Annotated in this window: 26 protein-coding genes; 17 read left to right on the forward strand and 9 right to left on the reverse strand. The window is 56.4% G+C overall.

Annotation, left to right across the window (positions count from 1 at the left end; genetic code table 11):
- Nucleotides 1-566: 566 nt before the first annotated feature.
- The 4 genes from BC440_RS08590 to BC440_RS08605 all read left to right on the forward strand — a co-directional run bounded on the left by BC440_RS08590 (nucleotide 567) and on the right by BC440_RS08605 (nucleotide 3,855).
- Nucleotides 567-1,637: an ABC transporter substrate-binding protein gene (locus BC440_RS08590; protein WP_247643545.1), complete on the forward strand. Its 1,071-nt coding sequence runs from the start codon at nucleotides 567-569 to the stop codon at nucleotides 1,635-1,637.
- 74 nt (nucleotides 1,638-1,711) lie between these two features.
- The gene (locus BC440_RS08595) at nucleotides 1,712-2,485 is read left to right on the forward strand and encodes an ABC transporter ATP-binding protein (RefSeq protein WP_071239868.1); all 774 of its coding nucleotides are present in this window, start codon (nucleotides 1,712-1,714) and stop codon (nucleotides 2,483-2,485) included.
- Entirely contained in the window at nucleotides 2,475-3,308 is an 834-nt protein-coding gene (locus BC440_RS08600; protein ID WP_139192093.1) for an ABC transporter permease, read from the forward strand. The genes BC440_RS08595 and BC440_RS08600 overlap by 11 nt, the downstream gene beginning before the upstream one ends.
- Nucleotides 3,309-3,399: 91 nt before the next feature.
- Complete coding sequence (locus tag BC440_RS08605) at nucleotides 3,400-3,855, forward strand: host attachment protein (protein WP_071239869.1); 456 nt, start codon at nucleotides 3,400-3,402, stop codon at nucleotides 3,853-3,855.
- 21 nt (nucleotides 3,856-3,876) lie between these two features.
- Here BC440_RS08605 and BC440_RS08610 read toward each other — a convergent pair whose 3' ends face one another.
- The 7 genes from BC440_RS08610 to pcaQ form a co-directional block, all read right to left on the reverse strand.
- Nucleotides 3,877-4,797, reverse strand: coding sequence for a helix-turn-helix domain-containing protein (locus BC440_RS08610; protein ID WP_071239870.1), 921 nt, complete (start codon nucleotides 4,795-4,797; stop codon nucleotides 3,877-3,879).
- Between the two features lie 110 nt (nucleotides 4,798-4,907).
- A complete protein-coding gene (locus BC440_RS08615) occupies nucleotides 4,908-5,303 on the reverse strand; it encodes a type II toxin-antitoxin system HicB family antitoxin (protein ID WP_071239871.1) in 396 nt (131 codons plus the stop codon).
- Between the two features lie 39 nt (nucleotides 5,304-5,342).
- Nucleotides 5,343-5,531 (reverse strand): type II toxin-antitoxin system HicA family toxin, encoded by a 189-nt coding sequence (locus BC440_RS08620; protein WP_071239872.1) that lies wholly within the window; start codon nucleotides 5,529-5,531, stop codon nucleotides 5,343-5,345.
- Nucleotides 5,532-5,700: 169 nt separating this feature from the next.
- Nucleotides 5,701-7,092: a TRAP transporter large permease gene (locus BC440_RS08625; RefSeq protein ID WP_071239873.1), complete on the reverse strand. Its 1,392-nt coding sequence runs from the start codon at nucleotides 7,090-7,092 to the stop codon at nucleotides 5,701-5,703.
- Nucleotides 7,085-7,588, reverse strand: a complete 504-nt coding sequence (locus tag BC440_RS08630) for a TRAP transporter small permease (protein ID WP_071239874.1) — start codon at nucleotides 7,586-7,588, stop codon at nucleotides 7,085-7,087. Before BC440_RS08630 ends, BC440_RS08625 begins: the two co-directional genes overlap by 8 nt.
- 95 nt (nucleotides 7,589-7,683) lie before the next feature.
- Nucleotides 7,684-8,718 (reverse strand): TRAP transporter substrate-binding protein, encoded by a 1,035-nt coding sequence (locus BC440_RS08635; RefSeq protein WP_037991622.1) that lies wholly within the window; start codon nucleotides 8,716-8,718, stop codon nucleotides 7,684-7,686.
- A gap of 233 nt (nucleotides 8,719-8,951) precedes the next feature.
- Nucleotides 8,952-9,893 carry a pca operon transcription factor PcaQ gene (pcaQ, locus tag BC440_RS08640; protein ID WP_063092015.1) on the reverse strand — a complete coding sequence of 314 codons (942 nt, stop codon included), beginning with the start codon at nucleotides 9,891-9,893 and terminating at the stop codon, nucleotides 8,952-8,954.
- Nucleotides 9,894-10,023: 130 nt separating this feature from the next.
- Here pcaQ and pcaD point away from each other — a divergent pair, with 130 nt between their 5' ends.
- The 8 genes from pcaD to BC440_RS08680 all read left to right on the forward strand — a co-directional run bounded on the left by pcaD (nucleotide 10,024) and on the right by BC440_RS08680 (nucleotide 16,979).
- Entirely contained in the window at nucleotides 10,024-10,824 is an 801-nt protein-coding gene (pcaD, locus tag BC440_RS08645; protein WP_071239875.1) for a 3-oxoadipate enol-lactonase, read from the forward strand.
- The gene (pcaC, locus tag BC440_RS08650; RefSeq protein WP_037991466.1) at nucleotides 10,817-11,209 is read left to right on the forward strand and encodes a 4-carboxymuconolactone decarboxylase; all 393 of its coding nucleotides are present in this window, start codon (nucleotides 10,817-10,819) and stop codon (nucleotides 11,207-11,209) included. The genes pcaD and pcaC overlap by 8 nt, the downstream gene beginning before the upstream one ends.
- A 5-nt stretch (nucleotides 11,210-11,214) precedes the next feature.
- Nucleotides 11,215-11,916, forward strand: coding sequence for a protocatechuate 3,4-dioxygenase subunit beta (pcaH, locus tag BC440_RS08655; protein WP_071239876.1), 702 nt, complete (start codon nucleotides 11,215-11,217; stop codon nucleotides 11,914-11,916).
- Nucleotides 11,917-11,919: 3 nt separating this feature from the next.
- A complete protein-coding gene (gene pcaG, locus BC440_RS08660) occupies nucleotides 11,920-12,507 on the forward strand; it encodes a protocatechuate 3,4-dioxygenase subunit alpha (protein WP_071239877.1) in 588 nt (195 codons plus the stop codon).
- Between the two features lie 131 nt (nucleotides 12,508-12,638).
- Nucleotides 12,639-13,493 (forward strand): CoA transferase subunit A, encoded by an 855-nt coding sequence (locus BC440_RS08665; protein ID WP_071239878.1) that lies wholly within the window; start codon nucleotides 12,639-12,641, stop codon nucleotides 13,491-13,493.
- A gap of 14 nt (nucleotides 13,494-13,507) precedes the next feature.
- Complete coding sequence (locus tag BC440_RS08670; protein WP_062953078.1) at nucleotides 13,508-14,281, forward strand: CoA-transferase subunit beta; 774 nt, start codon at nucleotides 13,508-13,510, stop codon at nucleotides 14,279-14,281.
- Nucleotides 14,282-14,292: 11 nt separating this feature from the next.
- Entirely contained in the window at nucleotides 14,293-15,498 is a 1,206-nt protein-coding gene (gene pcaF, locus BC440_RS08675) for a 3-oxoadipyl-CoA thiolase (protein WP_071239879.1), read from the forward strand.
- Between the two features lie 140 nt (nucleotides 15,499-15,638).
- Nucleotides 15,639-16,979 (forward strand): 3-carboxy-cis,cis-muconate cycloisomerase, encoded by a 1,341-nt coding sequence (locus BC440_RS08680; protein WP_071239880.1) that lies wholly within the window; start codon nucleotides 15,639-15,641, stop codon nucleotides 16,977-16,979.
- A gap of 46 nt (nucleotides 16,980-17,025) precedes the next feature.
- Here the strand turns inward: BC440_RS08680 and BC440_RS08685 are convergent, their stop codons facing one another.
- On the reverse strand, nucleotides 17,026-17,508 hold the full coding sequence (locus BC440_RS08685; RefSeq protein ID WP_247643546.1) for a GNAT family N-acetyltransferase: 483 nt from the start codon (nucleotides 17,506-17,508) through the stop codon (nucleotides 17,026-17,028).
- Nucleotides 17,505-18,245: a TenA family protein gene (locus tag BC440_RS08690; RefSeq protein WP_071239882.1), complete on the reverse strand. Its 741-nt coding sequence runs from the start codon at nucleotides 18,243-18,245 to the stop codon at nucleotides 17,505-17,507. The genes BC440_RS08685 and BC440_RS08690 overlap by 4 nt, the downstream gene beginning before the upstream one ends.
- A 199-nt stretch (nucleotides 18,246-18,444) precedes the next feature.
- Between BC440_RS08690 and BC440_RS08695 the strand changes: the two genes are divergently transcribed.
- The 5 genes from BC440_RS08695 to BC440_RS08715 all read left to right on the forward strand — a co-directional run bounded on the left by BC440_RS08695 (nucleotide 18,445) and on the right by BC440_RS08715 (nucleotide 23,147).
- Complete coding sequence (locus tag BC440_RS08695; RefSeq protein WP_037991445.1) at nucleotides 18,445-18,675, forward strand: DUF2892 domain-containing protein; 231 nt, start codon at nucleotides 18,445-18,447, stop codon at nucleotides 18,673-18,675.
- A 34-nt stretch (nucleotides 18,676-18,709) separates the two neighbouring features.
- On the forward strand, nucleotides 18,710-19,618 hold the full coding sequence (locus BC440_RS08700; protein ID WP_051682332.1) for an MBL fold metallo-hydrolase: 909 nt from the start codon (nucleotides 18,710-18,712) through the stop codon (nucleotides 19,616-19,618).
- A gap of 47 nt (nucleotides 19,619-19,665) precedes the next feature.
- Nucleotides 19,666-20,079, forward strand: a complete 414-nt coding sequence (locus tag BC440_RS08705; protein WP_083379327.1) for a TIGR01244 family sulfur transferase — start codon at nucleotides 19,666-19,668, stop codon at nucleotides 20,077-20,079.
- Nucleotides 20,080-20,152: 73 nt separating this feature from the next.
- The gene (sulP, locus tag BC440_RS08710; protein WP_071239884.1) at nucleotides 20,153-21,922 is read left to right on the forward strand and encodes a sulfate permease; all 1,770 of its coding nucleotides are present in this window, start codon (nucleotides 20,153-20,155) and stop codon (nucleotides 21,920-21,922) included.
- 112 nt (nucleotides 21,923-22,034) lie between these two features.
- Nucleotides 22,035-23,147, forward strand: coding sequence for a peptidase C39 family protein (locus tag BC440_RS08715; protein WP_247643547.1), 1,113 nt, complete (start codon nucleotides 22,035-22,037; stop codon nucleotides 23,145-23,147).
- Nucleotides 23,148-23,156: the final 9 nt, after the last annotated feature.

Here is a 23,156-nt window from a genome sequence, read left to right on the forward strand (position 1 = left end):
GTGCCTTAACTTCAAAACCCCTGCCGAGCTATTCTCTGAGCAGGTCAAACATGTTGCACTTCAAGTGTGAGTCCATCCTCCCGCGTTCGCGGGAGTGACGGTAGAGGAGCGAGGCGACGGTAGAGGGGCGGGCGACGGTAAAGGAAGCGGGGCGGCGCAGGCATCGTGGCAGTGGCGATAGAGAGGCGGGGCGACGGTTGTTTTGCGCAAGGCAAGTATCGGGCGCCTGACCCATCCCCGTCATGCCCGCGAAGGCGGGCATCCAGTCAGCGGTTCCGGGTTTCTCCGATTTCGGTGATGGAGGTTTTGGCCCGATGGGTTCCCGCTTTCGCGGGAACGACGGTTGAGGGGTGCTAGAAAGATGGGAGAGCGTGGTACGGGAAGGGCGGGAGGCCCGCGAAAATTCGACCTTGGCGGAAATAGGGTTCGCTGTGACTTGCGCATTAAGGGTGAGATCGACCCTTTTGGCGGAAAAATGCGGCAAAGATTGGCAATTTGTCGATAAATCGGCTAACAAAATTCCGAAGGTTATAATGCATTCAAAAAAATGATCCTGTGGAGGAAACATGCTTTCGATTAGGGGAATGGCGGGCGCGGCACGGCTGGCGCGTGGATCGGTTGTTGCACTGGCGATGGGGGCGAGCGCGCTTGTGGCGTTTGGCGCACAGGCCGCACAAGCCAACGAGAAGGTCGATATTGCCGCACTGGCGTTTGTTTCAAGCGCGCCGTTATTTATTGCCAAGGAAAAGGGTTACCTTGCCGACGAGGGCCTTGATGCCGAGATTTCGATCTTTCAGGCGGCCCAGCCGGTGGCGGTTGCGATTGCATCGGGCGATGCCGATTTTGGCGTGACGGCGTTTACGGGCGGGTTCTTTAACCTTGCGGCCAAGGGCGCGCTTAAGGTTATTGGCGCGCAGTTGCATGAAGATCCGGGTTATGACGGATCGGCCATTCTGGCGTCCAATGCGGCGTTTGAGGCGGGGCTGACATCGGTTGATAAATTGCCCGGTCATAGCTTTGCCCTGTCGCAGGTCGGATCGAGCTTCCATTACATGATCGGCAATGTGGCGGAGAAGGCCGGGTTTGACCCGGAAAGTGTTTCGCTTAAACCGTTGCAGTCGGTTCCCAACATGATTGGCGCGCTTAAAAGCGGGCAGGTCGACAGCATGATCATCGTGCCGCATATCGCAAAGCCGCTGGCCAATGCCGGGGCGGCACATATTATCGGCTGGGTGAAGGATTACGTGCCTTATCAGGTGGGTGGCCTGTTTACATCGACCGAGAATGTCGAAGAAAACCGCGAGATGGTCGAAAAGTTCGTACGCGCCTATCAGAAGGGGGTGGCGGATTACCGTGCGGCCCTTCTGGCGACCGATGCGGATGGCAAGCTTGTTGAAAGCGACACCACGCAGGAGATTCTGGAGATCGTGCATAAATATGTTTATGCCAACGATCCGGCGGACAAGGCCTATCCGAAAATCCGCAATGGCGCGATGTTCATCACCGAAGAAGCCAGACTTGACGTTGCCGATGTCAGGGCGCAGGTCAAATGGTATCAGGATCGCGGCTTTGTTTCGGCCGATGCCGATCCGGCGAAATTCATCGATACCAGCTTTATCCCGGCCTTGACCGAGTAAGGCGATATTTTCCGACCGGGCCATCTTCTAGCCCGGTCGTTTCATTTTTAGATTTCAGATAAACGGATTGTGCCATGCGGCTGCAAATCAAGGGCATTTGCCATTCATATGATCAGGTCGAGGCGCTGCGCGATATCGATTTCGGGATCGAGCCGGGCGAGGTCGTCGCCCTGATCGGGCCGTCGGGCTGCGGCAAATCGACATTATTGTCGATCATTGGCGGGCTGTTGGCCCCGACACGCGGCGAGATTCTGATTTGTGACAAGGCGACACCCGAAGGATGCCTTAACCCGCTGACTTATGTGTTTCAGGATTTCGCGCTTTTGCCGTGGCGGACGGTGGCGGGCAATATCAGCCTTGTTCTTGAAGACCACGGATTATCCAAGGCGGACCTTGAGGCGCGGGTGGCCGAGGTGCTGGCGCAGACAAATCTTTGGGATTTCCGTGATGCGTATCCCAAACAGCTTTCGGGCGGGATGAAGCAGCGTGTGGGGATTGCGCGTGCGTTGGCGGTGCGCCCGGCGGTTTTGCTGATGGACGAGCCGCTATCGGCGCTTGACGCGCAGACGCGGATTTTGCTGCTTGATGAATTTGCCGCCTTGTTTGCGCGGACCGGCATGACGGCGGTTTATGTGACGCATAACCTGAACGAGGCGGTGCGGCTGGCCAACCGGGTGGTGGCATTGCGCCGTCGCCCCGGCACGATCAAGGAAATCCATACAATCGATATTCCGATAGCAGAGCGGCGTGAAGGCATGCCGGAACTGATCGCGCATGAGCAGGCCCTTTGGGAGCTGATCCGGGATGAGGCGATTGCGGCCGATAAGGAGCTTGAAAATGTCGCATGATATCAGCGAAGTCCGGGCGGAGCGCCAAAGCACGGCATCGCCAGCAAGCCATGTGCGGTTTCGCGCGACGGGGTTTAACCCGAAGGCCAATCCGGTTGCGGCGTGGGGCTTTTTTGTGGGGGTGATTGCGCTTTGGCAATTGGGATCAAGCACGGGGGTGATCAGCGAACTTGCGATGCCAAGCCCGGTTGCAGTCGCCAAGGCGCTTTGGCAATTGATCATCACGGGTGATCTTTGGCTTCATCTTGGCGCGTCGTTACAGCGGCTTGTCGGCGGCTGGATCATGGGGACGGTGGCCGGGCTTTTTGTCGGTTTTCTGGTGGGGATGTTCAGCTGGGCGCGCTCGCCCGGTGTGGCATTTGTATCGGCCCTTTTCCCGATCCCGAAAATTGCGCTTCTGCCGCTTTTCATCATCTGGTTTGGCATTGGTGAACCATCGAAATTTGCCACCATTGCCTTTGGCGTGTTTTTCCCGACCGTGATCAATACATTCGGCGGGGTGGATAACGTGCAGCGCAACCTGATCCGCATGGGGCAAAGCTTTGATCTGCCGATGTGGTCGGTGATCCGCAAGATCATCCTGCCCGGTGCGTTGCCGACCATCCTGTCGGGGTTCCGTATTTCATCCTCGATCGCGATCATCCTTCTGATTGCGGCCGAAATGATCGGCGCTCAATACGGCATCGGGGCGCTTATTCTGGCCGCAGGCAACCTGTATCAGACCGATCAACTGATTGCCGGTGTGGTGGTTTTATCGCTTTTGGGGCTGTGTGTTTCGTGGCTTTTAGGAAGGCTTGATCGCTGGTTGCTGGGCTGGCGGTAATCGATTTCGGACTGTTTGATCTGCCTTGATTTGGAACCAAAGCTGTCCCCGTAACGTTCCGGGGACAGTCCTAACAAAAAGGCAGGTTGAAATGCATAGGAACCAGTGGATTCTCGTCGCCGACGGTGGCAAGGCGCATGTGATTGCGGTTACGCGCGATGCCGAAGGCCGTCATCTGGAAACGGTCGAGGAAATGCAGGCCGATAACCGGTCCAGTCAGGAAATCGCCAGCGACAAACCGGGACGAGGTTTTGCCAATCCGGCAGGCAATCAGCAGCGCCACGCCATGCCCCCGGCATCCGATCCGCATGAACATGCCCAGAAGGAATTTGTCGATGATGTCGTCAGATATCTTGCCGATGAGTGCAAGCAGGGCAGGTTTGACAACCTGATCGTGATTGCCCCGCCCAAGGTGATGGGCGAGGTCCGCACCAAAATGCCCAAGCCGCTGGCCGAGGCGCTTGACGGGGAAATCGTCAAGGATCTGACCAATGTGCCGCTTGATGAGTTGCCCAAGCATCTGAGCGGGACGGGTGGCTGGCTTTAACTGGCGTTGGTTTGGCCGGAGTTACCGGTGATCCTGCCGGAATTGCACCGGTGACATCGCGGCCTTTTTGGCGAAAAAGCGCGAGAAATAGCCGGCATCGCGAAAGCCCAGTTCATCGGCGATCTGCTGAACCGCGATGTCGGTATAGATCAGGGTGCGTTTGGCTTCGAGGATCAGGCGGTGATGGAGGACTTCGATGGCGGTCATGCCATAGATGTCCTTGGCGATGCGGTTGAGCTGTGTGGTGGTGATGCCGATTTCGCGGGCGTAGAATTCCAGCGGCTTGTGCTGTTTGTAGAAGGTTTCGATCAGGGATTGGAATTTGCGGAACTTGGCGGTTTTCTGTTCCTTGCGGCTAAGCCGTGCCGGATCCCCGGACGGGGCATCGCGGCCGATGCCGAGCAAAAGCAACCCCAATATGTTACGCAGGGCATATAACCGCCCGGTATTATGTCCGTAATATTCCGCGACCAGTTGACGGATCAGGAAATCGGTCGGGCTTGGCTGATCGGCGGTTGCCGATGCATCAACGCAAAGTGGTCGGTCAAGGCGTGCAAGCAATTTCGGGGCAGGGGCCAGAATTTCCTGCAAATGATAGTCGGTCAGTGAAATGACCCAGCCGTCGATATCGGGGCTGAAGCGAAAGCCGTGCACGGTGCCGGGCGGCAGGGTCAGCAGATGGCCGACCTGCATGGTGAATTGCCGGTCGTCAAATTCGATCCCGGCATGGCCGTGCGTGATGTAAAGCAATTGAAACAGATTGGCGTGACGGTGCGGCTGAATGTGCAGGTCATGCAGTTTGGATCGCGACGGGATGCTTTCGAGATGAAAGAATTCCGGTTCGGAAATGGCAATCTGTTCGGCGGTTCCGGGGACGGTATCGCCGGTTTCACCGTAAAGTTTATAGACCGGGATGCTGTTGCGGGTTGCGACCATGATCATGTTTTGCTGTTTGCTTTCGGACAGTCTAGCGGTTTTCGGGTTTGACCAAAAGAAAAGCCCGTGCCTTTTCGGGCACGGGTCTATCATCAACAACGGATTATCAAGCCGTTTCAGGGGGCGCTATTGCGCCGTTTGAGTTCCGCAAGGGCTGCATCCTCAAGGAATGCACTGCGGTTGGTGGTCACGCCATCAATGGCGGCCAGCAACGCACTATCAAGCGTGGTGTTGATCCGCGTCTTGCGACCGGGAACGGTTGCCGTCACCAGAAGCAAATCAGCGACCTGGACATCATCATCAACGACCACATCAGCAAGACGGGTTGCGTCGGGGATCGGGTCGCCATCTTCAAGCATTCCCGCCAGATGCATGACCAGTGCCTGTGTGGCATCGCTATAGCATTCTTCGACCGTATCCCCGGCACCGGCACAACCGGGAAGGTCTGGGAAGAAGGCGCTATAGCCGCCAGCTTCATCCGTTTCAATTACGACCGGAAAAGTCTTTTGCATGATGCAATCCTGTTTTCCTGTTTGTGTCGGGTGTCCGGCTCATTTGAGCTGGACACCGCTTTGTTTCTCTATGTTCCGAAGGGTACCTATTTTCAGATCCTTCTTCGGATGCGGGACCGTGACGCGCCCCGGCTTGGTCGGGTGGCGGAACTGGTGATGGCTTCCTGTCGTTCCGACCTCGTACCATCCATCCGCTTTTATCTTCTTGATGACTTCCCGGCTTTGCATCACCCCTCCGTTGTTGACACATTATATATACACACTTTTGCACACAAATACAACAGCAGGGTGTGCGTTTATATGTATGATCATATCTCTCCTCGCACCCGTAATCAGCCAATCAAAAGAAAAGCCCGCCACAGCGGGCGGGCTTTTCGCAAGCTTATGATGCGCGTTGCTAACCGCCGAGTAATGTTGGGACAAACAGGGTTAGCACCGGGACAAAGATCAGCAACATGATGCGGACGATCTCGGCGGCAAAGAAGGGCATGACGCCGCGGAAGGTCTGGCTCATGGGGACGCCATCGGCAAGGGCGTTGATGATGAACACATTCAGCCCCACCGGTGGCGTTATCAGCCCCAGTTCCACGACAATCAGGGCGAGAATACCAAACCAGATTTTAAGGTCTTCGGCCCCCATGCCATAGGCCGCGGTTGCCGCCGTTGCCCAGTCACCGCCATTGATATCGACCAGGGCCGGCCAGAAGAACGGGATGATCACAACGATCATCGACAGGCTTTCCATGAAGCAGCCCAGAACGATCAGGGCGAGCAGCATCAGAACCATGATCAGCCAGGGATCAAGGCCGCTGGTCGCGGCGGCCTCGGCCATATAGGCCGGAAGGTTGGCGCGGCTGAAGAAACCTTTAAGGATTTCGGCCCCCAGCAGGATGAAGAAAATCATCGAGGTGGTGACAGCCGTATCGCGCAGCGACTGTTTCAGACCGGAAAATGTCAGGCCGCCCTTGCCACGCAGGCGCATGTAAGCGCCATAAACCAGAATGGCAAACACGCCGACACCGGCCGCCGGGGTCGGGGTGAACAGACCGGCCCCAAGGCCCAGAATGATTGATCCGAAAATCACCATCACCGGGATCAGGCGCAGCAATGCTTCGCGACGTTCTGCCGGTGCCATCGGTTCGGGGATCGGGGCGAGGCTTGGATTCAGGCGGACCTGAATGGCAATTACCGCCATAAAGAACACCACCGCCAGCAAACCGGGGATGATGGCCGCCTGGAACATCTGGATGATCGATGCCTCGACCGTGACGGCGTAAATCACCAGTGCGACAGACGGCGGGATCAGGATGCCGAGCGTTCCGCCCGCCGCCAGTGTGCCGGTGGCAAGGCGCGGCGAATAATTCAGGCGGCGCAATTCCGGCAGGGCGACCTTGCCCATGGTCGATGCGGTGGCAAGCGATGATCCGCAAACCGCACCAAACCCGGCACAGGCCCCGATGGCGGCCATGGCAACGCCACCACGGAACCGGCCCAGAATGGCGTTTACACCCTGAAACAGATCGCGTGACAGGTTGGCCTGGCTGGCGAGATAGCCCATCAGGACGAATAACGGCACGACCGAGAGTTCATAGTTCGAGACAATCCCGTAAAACAGGGATTTGAACTGTTGCAGATAGGGTTCAAAGCGCAGGAAGGGGAAGAACAGGCTAAGCACATAGTTGCCGCCGATCCCGATCCCGATCATGGCAAGCCCGACCGGAACGCGCAGTGCGAGAATAAAGAACAGCAGTACAAGACCGCCAAGGCCGATTAATTCGCGTTCAGACATTGGCCGTGGCCTCGCTTTCGAAAATCTGGCTTGCGGCAATCAGCGCCCACAGGAACATCGATACGATGCCCGGCACATAGAACGGCCAGATCGGCCAGCCCAGAATTGCCGACAGGGTATTGTCGCTGCGGACTTCGATCAGGCCGTTGATCATCATATAGCCAAGGAACAGGGCCAGAAGCGTCATCAGGATGCCAGAGATGATATCAACGCCGCGCGCGAACCAGTTGGGAAACATTTTGATAAACACGTCGACGGCGACATGGCCGTAACGGGTCTGGCAATAGGGGAAGAACATCAGGGCCGCCGAGCTGACAACCATGCTGACGAAATCCTCGTAGCCGATAATTGCCGGGAAATTCGCACCAAACAGGCGCGCGAGTTTGTCCAGGCCGAATGCGGTAACGTTGACGATGGTTACCACCGCGATCAGCAGGGCCAAAAAACCACCCGCCACGGCAAGCCATGATGCGGCCTTGTTAAGCACGTGTTTCATCTGTCATTCATTCTCGCGGGCAATCTTGCGGGAAAACGGGGTTACGTAACGTGATGATACGTAACCCTGTCAGATTTGCCAGTAATCTGGAAAGATTACTGCTCGGTATGGGCGAGAACGGCAGCCTTGGCCTTTTCGACCAGTGCAGCACCGTCGATGCCGTTCGATTTGGCTTCTTCGATCCAGCGATCAACAACCGATGCGGATGCATCGTCAAAGGTCGCTTTTTCTTCCGGGGTCAGTTGAACAACCTGACCCTTGCCATCGTTGATCATTTTCTTGCCGACTTCTTCGACATTATTGAAAACATCACCGATCTGGGCGGCAAAATCGCGGCCGGAGTTCCGGTCGATGATTTCTTTCAGATCGTCGGGCAGGCTTTCGTAACGGTCCTTGTTCATGGCGAACAGGAAGACCGAGGTACCAAAGCGCGAATTAACGCCCTGGCCTTCGACGGAATAGGAAACCAGTTCAGCCAGTTTCAGCGGCGGGACGACTTCGAACGGAACCAGGCCGCCGTCAACCACGCCAAGCGACATGGCCTGCGGCAGGGCCGGGACCGGCATGCCAACCGGTTCCGCACCCCAGGATTCAATCACCCATGAACCGGTACGGGTCGGTGTACGCAGTTTGAGGCCTTTGACATCGGCAACGGTGCGGACTTCTTTCTGGGTCAGGTGGATGGCCTGACCGGCATGGACGTGAACGGCGAGCGGATGGATGTCTTTAAGGTCCGGTGCCATGTCTTCCATCAGGTCCCAGATCGCGAGGTTGGTCGCGCGTGCATCGCCCAGATGAACACCCGGAAGTTCGAAAACTTCGGTATGCGGGAAGACGCCCGGGGTGTAACCTGGCAGGGTCCAGACGATATCGGCGACACCATCACGGACCTGACGATACAGTTCCGGCGGGTTGCCACCCAGCGACATGGACGGGAAAATTTCAAACTTGATGCGACCGTTGGATTCTTCTTCGATCTTTTTGGCCCACGGTTCGATCATCTGGGCCTGTGCCGGTGCTTTCGGGCCCAGGAAGTGCTGGATCGTCAGGGTGACTTCCTGTGCATGGGCGCCAAACGACACCATGGTCGCAACGGCGGCACCTGTCAGCAGTTTCGTGATGTGTTTCATTCTTTCCTCCTTTGAACGTCCCGTGGCGTTGCCAAACGCCATCAAACGTCTCAGCCATGATGCGTTTTTTATCTGCAAAGTTTTCCTGAAGTTTTTTTCTTGTTGTTTTTGTTATTCTTTTTGTTCGCATGTTTGCCGTTTATGCACAGCTGCCATGCCAATTTGTAATCAATCTAATGGTCGTCGCATGGTTATGTATAATGATATTGGCGCTTGTTTTCATAACCATATGATTATGTATCGTGGCGGGCATGGGTTGCATGATGCCGGGCGGCTTCTTCGCGGACCGCATTGATCAGGATTTCGACCGGGGGGGGAATCGGGCTGTCGATACGGGTGGTCAGGCCCACCGGGCCAAAGGTATCGCTGGTATCAATCGGCAATTCGACAAGGTGGCCTTCGGCAATGTCGGATGCCACAGCCCCGTTCGAGATGATCCAGATCGCATCGGTTTCGCGGGTAAAGGCGCGGCCAAAGGATGTCGAAACGGTTTCGATCCGGTCGGGCAGGGCACCGATTCCATGCGCAATCAGCATTTTGTCGACAGTCGAGTGAATGATCGCCTGTTTGGGCGGCACCAGAACGGTAAATTCGCGAATGCGCGTAATGTCCGGGTTTTTATCGGCCAGCAATGGATGACCGGGCCGCGCAACCAGCGAGATATGTTCCGAATATAGATGTATGAAGGACAGGCCCGACATCTGATCGGGTTCGGCCAGACGACCGACCACCAGATCAAGTTCGCCGACGCGCAATTGCCCCATCAGCATCACGTTTGGCCCGGCCACGACCTTGACCGTTGTATCGGGGCTGAGTGCCTTGAACCGGCGGATGGCGTTTGGCATGACGCTGGCGGCGACGGTTGGCAATACACCAAGATTGATCGAAAGGCCGCCCTGCATGCGGACCTGACTGATACTGTCGACACCCTGACGAAGGGCGGTGACACTGGCACCGGCATAACGCAGGAACACCTTGCCGAAATCGGTCAGCGTGACACCGCGTTTGGAGCGGTCGAACAGACGGGCATCAAGATGTTCTTCGAGCTCGCGGATGGTTTTGGAAACGGCCGGCTGGGTGATGGATAATGTGTCGGCGGCCTTGACGACGCTGCGCTGGCGGGCGACCTCCAGAAAGCAGGTCAGATGGCGGAATTTAATGCGTTGATCAAGCATGCGTACCATTCCAGAAATCAAATCTTGCGAGTTTATATAATTGTATAGTTATGCAATTAACGCAAATCCTCATTTTACATAACCAAAACTGCCTGCCAGATTATGGGTAACAAGTCAGGGTGGAAATAACATGAGTTTACAAGTCGCCCCGATCAACGGGACACATATCCATTATTGCCAGACCGGCCCGAAAGACGGCCCGGCTTTGGTGTTTTCAAATTCGCTGGGTACGGATCTGCGTATCTGGAACGATGTTGTTGCGGCCTTTTCGAACCGGTTCAACGTCATAACCTATGACAAGCGCGGACATGGTTTATCGGGCATTGGCGGGGTGGATTATAATATCGACCTGCATGCCAATGACCTGATCGGGCTTCTGGATTATCTGGGCGTCAAGGACGTCATTATTTGCGGTTTGTCGGTTGGCGGACTGATTGCGCAGAAGGTCACGGAACTGGTGCCCGCGCGCGTTCGCGGTCTGATCCTGTGTGATACTGCGCCGAAACTTGGCGATGCGGATGGCTGGAACATGCGCATCAATGCCATCAGGGAAGGTGGCATCGAGGTTCTTGGCGATGCCATCATCGAACGCTGGCTGTCGCCGACATATCGCCGTGAACGGCCGGTTGAAACCGCGATGTATCGCGACATGCTGGTGCGGACCACGGTGGAGGGGTATGTCGGAACGTGCGTTGCCCTTCGTGATGGGGATCTTCGCGATGCCGCGACCCGGATTTCGGTGCCGGTTCTTTGTGTTTGCGGATCGGACGATCTGGCGACACCGCCCGATGTGGTGCGCGAGATGGCCGGGATGATCCCCGGTGCCGAATTCGAACTTATAAACGGGGTCGGGCATTTGCCGTGCCTTGAAACCCCCGAATTGCTTTCCCGGTTGATCGACCGATTTATCAAGGAGAAGAACCTTGTCTGAGAACCGGTATGAAGTCGGTATGAAAACCCGCCGTTCCGTTCTGGGCGATGCCCATGTGGATCGTGCATCGGCGAATGTCACGGAAATCGATGCCGGTTTTCAGCGTTACATCACCGAGAATGTCTGGAATGGTGTCTGGACCAGCGATGCGTTCACCAAACGCGAACGCAGCATTGTGACCATCGCGCTTCTGGCCGGGCTTGGCCATGAAGAAGAACTGGCGATGCATATCCGTGCGACGCTGAATACCGGCGCCACGCGCGAAGATATCCGTGAAGTTCTGATGCATGTTGCGGTCTATGCCGGTGTTCCCACCGCCAATACGGCATTCCGCATTGCCAAACAAACCTATGCCGAGATCGATGCGGCCGCCAAGGGAGAGTAAACGCCATGTCCACCTTTAAACCGCGCGACTGGGGTTCCCACGCCCCCTTTATCGCACCCGGTTACAAGTCCACCATCCTGCGCGGCCCGACGCAGGCACCACTTGCGATCAAATCAGGATTGAGCGAGGGCACCGGCCCGCGTTTTGCCCCGGCATCGGTGCGCAAGCTTGACTTCGATCTGACCAAGAACGGCATCACCAATGGTGAACCGCTGGGTGAACGTATTGTGGTGCATGGCAAGGTCATGGATACCGATGGCCGCCCGCAGCCCGACATTCTTGTTGAAGTCTGGCAGGCCAATGCGGCGGGGCGTTATGTGCACAAGGTGGATCAGCATGACGCGCCGCTTGACCCGAATTTCCGCGGGTCGGGCCGGTGCATGACGGACGCCAATGGCAATTATGTTTTCTATACGATCAAGCCGGGTGCCTATCCGTGGGGCAACCATTTCAATGCATGGCGTCCGAACCATATTCATCTGTCGTTGTTCGGGCCGGGTTTTGCCACGCGACTTGTGACCCAGATGTATTTCCCGGGTGATCCGTTGCTGGAGCTTGATCCGATTTTCCTGGGTACCGAGGACGCCGCGGCACGCGAACGCCTGATTTCGAAATTCTCGATCGAGAAGACCGAGGAAGGCTTTGCCCTTGGTTATCAGTTTGACATCGTCCTGCGCGGACGCAATGCCACCCCGATGGAGAATTAAGTCATGGCATATGGTGAAACCCCCTCGCAGACGGTTGGTCCGTATTTCGCCTATGGCCTGACCGCCGGGCAATATGCATACGACTTTACCGACATTGCCGACACGACCATCGCCGGACCGGACGCGGAAGGCGAACATATCCGCATCACTGGTCGTGTCCTTGATGGCAACGGCGATGTCGTCAATGACGCGATGATCGAAATCTGGCAGGCCGATGCCAAGGGCGCCTATACCGAAAATCCGGTTGATGTTGCGTCATCGGGTTTCCGGGGCCTTGGCCGTTGTGGCACCGGCACGGACGCGCAGAACCGCTTTTATTTTGACACCGTCAAACCGGGTGTTGTTGCTGATGGCACGGCCCCGTTTGTCAATGTCATCGTGTTCATGCGCGGCATGCTGGTTCATGCCTTTACCCGTTTTTATTTCGATGACGAGGCGGCATTGAACGCCAAGGATGACATCCTGCAATCGGTTCCCGCCGATCGCCGTGACACGCTGATTGCCAAGCGTGTTGAAACCCGTACCGGGGTTGAATACCGGATCGACATTCATATGCAGGGGGACGCGGAAACCGTGTTCTTCGACGTGTAAGTCGCTTCGGTCTGGATGGCTGTGTTCGCTGCTTTGGGGAAAGCCGGTGGTCACAGCCATCCAAATCATTCCAACGCATCCGGCTGAGATATGCCGCGTTTTATTGTTCTGGTTACCACAGGAGTTTTACCGTGGTTGCACGTTTCATGTCGCTTAAAGAGGCTGTCGCATCCTGCATCAAGGATGGCGATACCGTCTCGATGGAAGGTTTCACACATCTGATCCCGCATGCCGCCGGGCACGAGGTCATTCGTCAGGGGATCAGGGATCTGACCCTGATCCGGATGACGCCCGATATGATCTATGATCAGCTGATCGGGGCCGGTTGTGCAAAGAAGCTGGTGTTTTCGTGGGGCGGCAACCCCGGTGTCGGGTCGCTGCACCGGTTGCGCGATGCGGTGCAGGAAGGCTGGCCGCACAAGCTTGAGATCGAGGAACACAGCCACGCGGCAATGGCGAATGCCTATGACGCGGGGGCGGCGGGTCTGCCCTGTGCGGTGTTCAAGGGATATCGCGGGGCGGAATTGCCGCGCGTGAACAAGAACATCAAATTCATCGAATGCCCGTTTACCGGTGAAAGCCTTGCCGCTGTTCCGGCCATTCGCCCGGATGTGGCGGTGGTTCATGCCCAGAAAGCCAACAAGAAGGGCGATGTCCTGTTTGAAGGTATTGTCGGGGTTCAGAAAGAAGCCGTTCTGGCCGCGAAAAAGTCGATCATTACGGTCGAGGAGATCGTCGATAACTTTGACGATGTTCCCTACAACGCCGTGATGCTGCCGAACTGGGCGGTGACCGCGATTGTCGAGGTGCCCGGTGGTGCACATCCGTCTTATGCCCAGGGTTATTACAAGCGCGACAACGCGTTTTACAAGGCGTGGGACAAGATCGCCAATGATCGCGACAGTTTCACCGCATGGATTGATGAGCATGTCATGAAGGGCGGCCCCGAAGATTTCGCCGCCAAGCGCGAAGCGAACAAAGGGTAAGCGGAGGAAAGATCATGGTTGACTATACCCCTACCGAAATGATGACGGTTTCTGCCTCGCGCGCACTCAAGAATGACGATGTGTGCTTTGTCGGCATCGGCATGCCGTCGGCAGCGTGCAACCTTGCACGTTTGACGCATGCGCCGGAACTGACCCTTATTTATGAAAGCGGCACGATTGGCACGAAGCCCGATGTGTTGCCACTGTCCATCGGGGATGGCGAACTTTGCGAAACGGCTGTCAATACCGTGCCGGTGCCGGAAATGTTCCGCTACTGGTTGCAGGGCGGCAAGATTTCCGTCGGCTTCCTTGGCGCGGCACAGCTTGATAAATATGGCAACATCAACACCACCGTGATTGGCGATTACGACGATCCCAAGGTTCGCCTGCCGGGCGGTGGCGGGGCACCGGAAATCGCGACGAGCTGTGGCGAGGTGTTTCTGGTGATGAAACAAAGCAAGCGCGGCTTTGTTGAAAAGATCGATTTCGTGACCTCGCTTGGTCATGGCAAGGGCGGGGATGACCGTGCATCTTATGGTGTGGATACCAAAGGCCCGTCGCGGCTGATTACCGATCTTTGCATCATGGAACCGCATCCGGTTGGAAAGCATTTCATCGTGACATCGATCCATCCGGGCGTGACGCGCGAAGATATTATCGAAAACACCGGCTGGGCTGTTGAATTTGCGGATGAAGTCGCCGAAACTCCGGTGCCCGACGCGCACGAGCTTCAGGTCCTGCGTGACCTGCATGCCCGCACCGCCAAGGCCCATGAAGGCCAGCAGTAAGGACTTTGATTATGGCTGATGCTTATATCTGCGATTTTATCCGTACCCCGATTGGCCGTTTTGGCGGCAGTCTTTCGTCGGTCCGTGCGGACGACCTTGGTGCCATTCCGCTGAAGGCGTTAATCGAACGCAACCCGAATATCGATTTCGGCGATGTCGATGACGTGATTTTCGGATGTGCCAATCAGGCCGGTGAAGACAATCGCAACGTGGCGCGCATGTCGTCGCTTCTGGCCGGATTGCCGGAAAATGTTACCGGCACGACGGTCAACCGTCTGTGCGGGTCGGGTATGGATGCGATCATCATGGCCGCACGCGCGATCAAATCGGGCGAGGCCGATCTGATGATTGCGGGCGGTGTTGAAAGCATGTCGCGTGCGCCGTTTGTGATGCCAAAGGCGGAAAGTGCCTTTTCGCGCAATGCGGAAATCTATGACACCACGATTGGCTGGCGTTTCATCAATCCGGTGATGAAAAAGCAGTACGGCGTTGATTCCATGCCGGAAACCGGTGAAAACGTGGCCGAGGATTTCAAGATCAGCCGTGCTGATCAGGATGCCTTTGCCGCCCGGTCGCAGGACAAGGCGGTGGCCGCACAGGAAAATGGTAATCTGGCCGCGGAAATCACGCCGGTCACCATTCCGCAGCGTAAGGCCGACCCGATCATCGTTGACAAGGATGAACATCCGCGTCCGGGCACCACGGCCGAAAAGCTTGGCAAACTGCCGACCCCGTTCCGCGAAGGTGGTTCGGTGACGGCGGGCAACGCATCGGGTGTGAATGACGGTGCGGCAGCATTGATCATTGCATCGGAGGCAGCGGTCAAGAAATACGGCCTGAAACCGATTGCCAAGGTGCTTGGCGGTGCGACGGCGGGGGTCCCGCCACGCATCATGGGCTTTGGCCCGGCACCGGCCAGCAAGAAGCTTCTGGCGCGTCTTGGCCTTACGACCGATCAGCTTGACGTGATCGAACTGAACGAGGCCTTTGCCTCGCAGGGGTTGGCAACGTTGCGCGATCTTGGCATTGCCGATGACGATGCGCGTGTTAACCCGAATGGCGGGGCGATTGCGCTTGGTCATCCGCTTGGCATGTCGGGCGCACGTATCACCGGGACGGCTGCGATGCAGCTGAAACGTACCGGTGGTAAATATGCGCTGGCGACGATGTGCATTGGCGTCGGACAGGGTATTGCCATTGTGCTTGAAGCGGTCTGATTGATCGTTTGATTTCAAAAGGGCCCCTGTGCCGTTGCAAGAACGGGCAGGGGCTTCTTTTTGTGTTGTTGACCGAACGCAGTCGCGGCGCGACACTAACGACCTGAAATAACACCTGTTTAAACGGTGGACCAAACCAGATGACAATTTCGCCCTTTGATTCCGCGATGCTTGGCAATCTGTTTGCCGATGCGGAAATTGCCGCGCTTTTTACCGATGATGCGCAGATCGCATCGATGGTTCTGTTTGAGGCGGCATTGGCATCGGCCGAAGCACGCGCAGGCGTGATCCCGGAAGCAAGTGCGAACCATATTGCCGATGTGTGCCGCGAATTTCGCCCCGATCCCGCGACATTGGCGGCGGGTACGGCAAGTGCCGGTGTGCCGGTGCCGGCATTGGTCAAGGCGCTTAAGGCCGAGATCGGCGGGGATGATGCGCGTTATGTCCATTTTGGCGCGACCAGTCAGGATGTGTTTGATACGGGGCTGGTGTTACGGCTTCGCGATGCGGTGGCGATTATCCGCCGCCGGACGCGCAAGCTGATCAAGGCATTGATTGCACAGGCCGAAACCCACCGGGCGACTGTCATGATCGGACGAACCCGTTCCCAGCAGGCCGTGCCGACCACATTCGGGCTTAAAGCCGCCGGATGGCTGGTGCCACTTGTGCGGATTGATCATCGGATTGATACGTTATGTACCGATCTGTTCCGGCTTAGTTTCGGCGGGGCAGCGGGGACGCTGGCATCGATCGGGGACAAGGCGATTGAGGTTGAACGCAATCTGGCCGATGAACTGGAACTGCCGCCGACCGATATGCCGTGGCACAGCCAGCGCGATGTTCTGGTCGATTTTGCTGCACAGTTAACCGCGCTTAGCGGTGCGCTTGGCAAGATGGGGCAGGATTTGGTGTTGCTGGCGCAATCCGAAATAGCTGAAGTCCAGCCGGGCAAGGGCGGTGGATCATCGACCATGCCGCACAAATCCAATCCGGTGCAGGCGGAAATGCTGATCACATTGGCGCGGTTCAATGCAGGCCAGCTTGGCACATTTGCGCAAAGCCAGATCCATGAACATGAACGATCCGGGGCAAGCTGGTTGCTGGAATGGCTGACTTTGCCGCAGATGATCATGGCAACCGGGGCCGGATTGGCGCAGGCGGTTGATATGGTGCCGAGCCTTAAGGTCAATACTGACCGGATGGCGGCCAATCTTGAACTGTCGCGTGGTGCGATGCTGGCGGAGGCGGCGACCTTTGCCCTTGCCGAGCATCTTGGGCGTGACGGGGCGGACAAGCTGGTCAAGGATGCGCTTTCGCGGTCTGCCGCCAATCAAAGCAATCTGTTTGATGAGTTGCCCCGACTTACCGATGTCGGGATCGACTGGGCCAAGCTGCGCGATCCGGCGCATTATATCGGGCAGGCCGATGCCTTTGTCGAGCGGGTGGTGACAACCGCCCGTCGGGCGATCAAGGACAGTTGACATGAAAAGGCGGTCGGGAAATGACCGTCTTTTGATTTTGCCCCGATCAGGTCACAGGACGCAGGCGTTTTTCAACGGCATAGTTATGGATCGGGACCCCGGCGACTTCAAAATCGCGGCGTTCAACCACGTGAAAGCCCTGTTTTAACAGGAAGCCCTTGGCGAGTTCGCTGGCTTCGGAATAGAGCTTTGCGATGTTGCGGTCACGTGCCGCTTTTTCGAGGGCGTCATAAAGTATCCTGACCGCACCGGTCCCGGCAAGTTCGGGCAGGGCATACAGAAAATGGATATGCCCGTCGGCTTCGAGATCGCAAAAGGCGACGGGCTGGTCGTTTGCGTCCGCCGCGATCAGGCGCAGCCGACCATCGTCCATCAGCTCGGCAAACCGTTCCGCGGTTGGAGCAAGGGTTGCCCAGATGCCGACCTGATCGGGGTTATAGGCACGCGATCCCAGTTCCATAACAGAACGGGTATAAATTTCGGTCAGCACCGATGCATCGGTTGCGCGATACAGGCGGATGGTGATCACGTTTGTGAACCCCATGCCGCGTCAAAGAACCGGACTTCAAGTTCGGTTGCCTTGCGGAAACAGGAAAGACAGTTTGCGCGGGCAGCGTCATCCAGTGTCGGTCCGGTTTTATCAAGCTGATCATTGAGGAAGGCGACGACGCTTTCGAAATAGTCCCCGATATGCAGATCAAGCCATTCGGCGTACCAGAACTCTTTGGGGTGGCTTTCGATTTCATTGTGAACCCGGTCCGCCCAGCCAAGATAGGTGCCTTCGGCCACTGCCAGAACCGCCAGCATGCTGGCGTAGTCGTTGCTTTCCATTGCGGTGCGCATCAGGTCCTTGAAGTCACGCGTGGCGTCCCAATCCGGCATTTCGCGGCGTTCCTGTTCGGTGACGCCAAGCGCATCAAGTGAGCGTTCGAAATAGGTGTTTTCCGGTCCGGTCAGAAGGGCGAGAAACTGGCAGGCCGGAATCCGGTCCGGCAGCGTTGGCGCACGTGATACGGCACCGGCCAGAAGGGCAACAAACCGGTCGATAAAACGGTGGTCCTGAATCAGATAGTTTTTGAGATTGCGGTCGGGAACCGCGGCCTTGCCCCAGGCATCGGTAAAGGGATGGTGGGTGACCTTGTGCCAATCATCGGCAACACACGTCTTGAGCCACTGGGAAAATGTGCCCGCCGGATTTTGTGCCTGCCAGACAGGCCAATCAGGTGTTGAGGCGTTTTCGGGTTGTGATGCAACGTTGTCGGTCATGATCCATCCCCAGAAATTTTGATTTGAGAGGGGCTTAGCACGCGCGGGAAAGGACCGCAACCGGGCGCTTTTGTACATTGCATTGCGATGGATCATTTTTAACACAAAAAAATGATAAAATTACATTTGATTATTATAATATTTAATTATAACCTTTGAGCCAGAGATTATTCATCCATTTAAAAAGCGGAGTTTCGCGATGAAAGCCAATGTTGGAACATTTGATCGTGTGGTACGGATCATCCTTGGTCTTGTCCTGATTGTATTGCCGTTCATCCTTGCGACCGAGGCCGGTCCGTTTGCCACCCTTGGCGGTTTTGGCTGGCTTGCGATGATTGTGGGCGCGGTCATCCTGTTGACCGGGGTTATGCGATTCTGCCTGCTGTATCGCATTTTGGGTATTTGCACCTGTCAGACATCCACGAACTAGCATTATCGGCGTCCGACAATACCGGAGGAGTGGCATGAGTATCGGATCAGGCAAACCGTCGCTTCGGGCGGACAAATCGAAAATGCCGGTGGTGAAGGCATTTTTTGACGAGGCGACCTTTACGATCAGCTATGTGGTGCGCGATCCGCAAAGCAGTTGTTGCGCGATTGTTGACTCGGTTCTGGATTATGACCCGGCAAGTGGCCGGACCAATACCGTTTCCGCCGATGCGATTGTTGCCTTTGTCCGCGAGGAAGGGCTTACGGTGCAATGGATACTTGAAACCCATGTCCATGCCGATCATCTGTCGGCGGCCCCGTATTTGAAGGACAAGCTGGGCGGGCGCATGGGTATCGGATCAAAGATCAGTGTGGTGCAGGAAACATTTGGCAAGGTGTTTAATGCCGGAACGGAATTCCAGCGCGACGGCAGTCAGTTCGACCATCTGTTTGAGGATGAGGAAACGTTTGAAATCGGCGGGCTTTCGGCGCGTGCGCTGCATACGCCAGGGCATACACCCGCCTGCATGTCCTATGTGATTGGTGATAGCGTTTTTGTCGGTGATACGTTGTTCATGCCCGATTTTGGCACCGCAAGATGTGATTTTCCGGGTGGGGATGCGGCGACACTTTATCGGTCGGTGCAAAAGATTCTGGCCCTTCCGGGAGAAACACGGGTGTTTCTTTGCCATGATTACAAGGCACCGGGGCGCGATATTTATATCTGGGAAACCACGGTGGCCGAAGAACGCGCCCATAATGTCCATGTTCGCGAAGGTATCAGCGAGGATCAATTCACCAAAATGCGCAAGGCCAAGGACGCGACATTGGATATGCCGCGCCTGATCCTGCCATCGGTTCAGGTAAATATGCGCGCTGGGGAGTTGCCACCAGCCGAAGATAATGGCATCCGTTATCTCAAGATCCCGCTTAACAGCCTTTGAGGGCAAAGGCGGGACGATTCCGACGCGAAAGAATGGATGCAAGGACGATGAAACGCCTGAATGACGATCTTACCGTATCGCCCCAGATGCCGATTGAGGCACTGGATCACATTGCCCAAGCCGGTTTCAAGACGATCATTTGCAACCGGCCGGACAATGAAGATCCCGGCCAGCCACCGTTTAGTGCGGTCAAGGCGCGGGCCGAGGAACTTGGCCTTACGGCAGTGTTTCAACCCGTGATGAGTGGCAATGTGCAGGACGGCGATGCCGATGCCTTTGCCAAGGCGTTAAACGAATCCCCAAAACCGGTCTTTGCCTATTGCCGGACCGGAACGCGTTGCGCGATTTTGTGGTCGCTTGCCAATGCCGGGAAGATGCCGGTCGAGGATATTGTCAAAACGGCTGCGGATGCGGGGTATGACATGTCTGGTCTGGCACCGCGGATTGCCGCACGGCGCTGATAATTCAGCGGTGCGGCCATTGGCGGAAACGGGCCGACGTGATTTGTGGCCTTGATGGCCCGGAGTGCCGAATGTGAAACGGTTGCACCGTTATTTTCCGATCCTTGACTGGGGACGGACCTATAACCGACACGACGCTGCCAACGATATGACGGCGGCGGTGATCGTGACGGTAATGTTGATCCCGCAAAGTCTGGCTTATGCGATGCTGGCGGGATTGCCGCCCGAAGTCGGGCTTTATGCCTCTATCCTGCCATTGATTGCCTATGCGGTGTTTGGCACGTCCCGTGCCCTGGCCGTCGGGCCGGTTGCGGTCATTTCATTGATGACGGCATCGACCATTGGGGCGGCACAATTGCCCGAGGGCGTTAATGCCTTAATGGCGGCGGTGACATTGGCGGTGATGTCGGGTTTGATGTTGCTGGCGATGGGAATTTTCCGTTTGGGATTTCTGGCCAGCTTTTTGAGCCATCCGGTCATATCAGGTTTCATTACCGCATCGGGCATCCTGATCGCGTTGGGGCAGCTGCGCCATATTCTGGGCCTTCAGGTCCCGTCGGGAAATGCGGTGCAGACCGCGATTGCGATTGTGCGATCCGTTGCAGACAGCAACCTTTCGACGGTTTTGATCGGGATTGGCAGCCTGATTTTCCTGTTTTGGGTGCGGATGTCGATGGGGTCGCTTCTGGTGCGGTTGGGGATGGCCAGGGTTTGGGCGTCGTTCTTGACCAAGGCGGGGCCGGTTCTGGTGGTGATCGTCACAACATGGCTGGTCTGGCAGTTTGATCTGGCGGCGGTGGGCGTGCGGATTGTCGGCGATGTTCCGGTCGGGTTTCCCGGGCTGTCGATACCATCCTTTGACCCGGAACTTGTCGTGCAATTTTTGGTGCCGGCATTGCTGATCAGCGTGATCGGATTTGTTGAATCGGTTTCGGTTGCCCAGACATTGGCGGCCAAGCGCCGCCAGCGCATTGTTCCCGATCAGGAATTGATTGCCCTTGGCGCATCGAACATCGCCGCCGGTTTTTCGGGCGGATATCCGGTGACGGGCGGGTTTGCCCGGTCGGTGGTGAATTTCGATGCCGGGGCGCAAACACCCGCTGCCGGTTTGATAACTGCGATTGCGATTGGGGCGGCGACATTTTTCTTAACGCCGCTTTTGTATTTTCTGCCGCATGCGACATTGGCCGCAACCATCATTGTCGCGGTATTAAGCCTTGTGGATATTGCGGCGATCCGGCGGGTCTGGGTTTATTCGAAACGCGATTTCAGCGCGATGATGGCAACCATTGCCGTAACGCTTTTGTTTGGTGTCGAGCCGGGGGTGATCAGCGGTGTGCTGCTGTCGATCATTTTGCATCTGCATCACACCAGCCGCCCGCATATTGCGGTGGTCGGTCTGGTGCCTGGAACCGAACATTTTCGCAATATCCATCGTCATCAGGTTTTGACCGGCACGCGGGTTTTGACGGTGCGCCCCGATGAAAGTCTTTATTTTGCCAATAGCCGTTATCTGGAAGACCGGATTTATGATCTGGTGGCGAAGAATCCGGGTTTGGCGCATGTGATTTTGATGTGTCCGGCGATTAATGAAATTGACGCCAGCGGTCTTGAAAGCCTTGAAGATATCAATCTGCGTCTGCGCGATGCCGGGGTTAAATTCCATCTATCTGAGGTCAAGGGGCCGGTGATGGACCGGTTGGCGCGCACCGCGTTTTTATCGCATCTGAGCGGGCAGGTGTTTTTATCCCAATATGCCGCGATTGCCGCCCTTGACCCAATGATCATCAATCCGGATCAGGATGGCGACGGCGACGGGGCCGCGACGGTTAATGCGGGATAGCGTTTTTGCGTGACACATCTGCCAAAATTGCACTTTAAGTTTCGAGGGATTAGAACGATATGGTCACGGCGCGCGACAATGGCGCGCATGCCATGTGTTTGAAGGTGCCGTTTTGAGCGACTTATCACTTCGTATGGCGGTCGAGGGCGATCTGGATGCCCTTTGTGCCATCGAAAACCAATCTTTTGCCATCGACCGTCTGTCACGCCGCGCGTTCAAGCGTTTCCTTGGTATCGATACCGCGCGTCTGTGCGTTGCCGAGAAGGGCGGGGTGGTGATTGGCTATGCGCTGGTGATTTTCAGGTCCAACGTTGCGATGGCGCGGCTTTATTCCATGGCGGTGCTGGCCGAACATCGTGGGCTGGGTATTGGCCGCGCACTTTTGAACCGGGCCGAGGAGCTGAGCCTTGATTTCGGCGCGCCGATCCTGCGTCTTGAAGTCAATCTGGATAACGATACGGCGATCCGTCTGTTCAAATCGGCTGGTTACCGCGAATTTGCGCTTTATCCCGATTATTATCCCGACCATTCCGACGCGTTGCGTATGGAACGGGTTCTGGTGCCGCAATCATTGCGTCGGCCATCGCCGATCCATTTTTATCATCAGACATTGCCGTTTACCTGTGGTCCGGCGGCGTTGATGATGGCGATGAATGCGCTTGATCCCGATATTGAAATGGATCGCAATCAGGAGATTGCGCTTTGGCGCGAGGCGACGACGATTTTCATGACGTCGGGGCATGGCGGGTGCGGGCCGCTTGGTCTTGGACTGGCGGCGCATCGGCGCGGATTTGATGTCGAGGTTTTAAGCAGCCGGGACGGGCCGCTTTTTGTCGATACCGTGCGCAAACCCAAAAACCGCGAAGTGGTCGAGCTGGTGCATTATGATTTCGCCCGTCAGGCACGTGAAGCAGGCATTCCGGTGACCACCGGGCCGTTTAGCATTGCGGAAATCGAGGAACGGTCAAAACAGGGCAAGATCGCGCTTGTTCTGATCAGCCAGTATCGGATTTACGGCGATAAAATCCCGCATTGGGTCGTGGTTTCGGGATTTGATGACCGGTATGTCTATGTCACCGATCCTGATATTGGCGAGGATCACGAACCGTTTAGTGGCAGCGATTGCGTATCGACACCGATCCTGCGCAACGAGTTTGACCTTATGGCGCGCTATGGCCGGGACAAGCTTCAGGCGGCAGTGTTCATCGAAAAAAGGGCCGGATAAACCGACCCT

This window comes from Thalassospira sp. MIT1004, assembly GCF_001858545.1.
In the GTDB taxonomy this organism is placed as follows: Bacteria; Pseudomonadota; Alphaproteobacteria; order Rhodospirillales; family Thalassospiraceae; genus Thalassospira; species Thalassospira xiamenensis.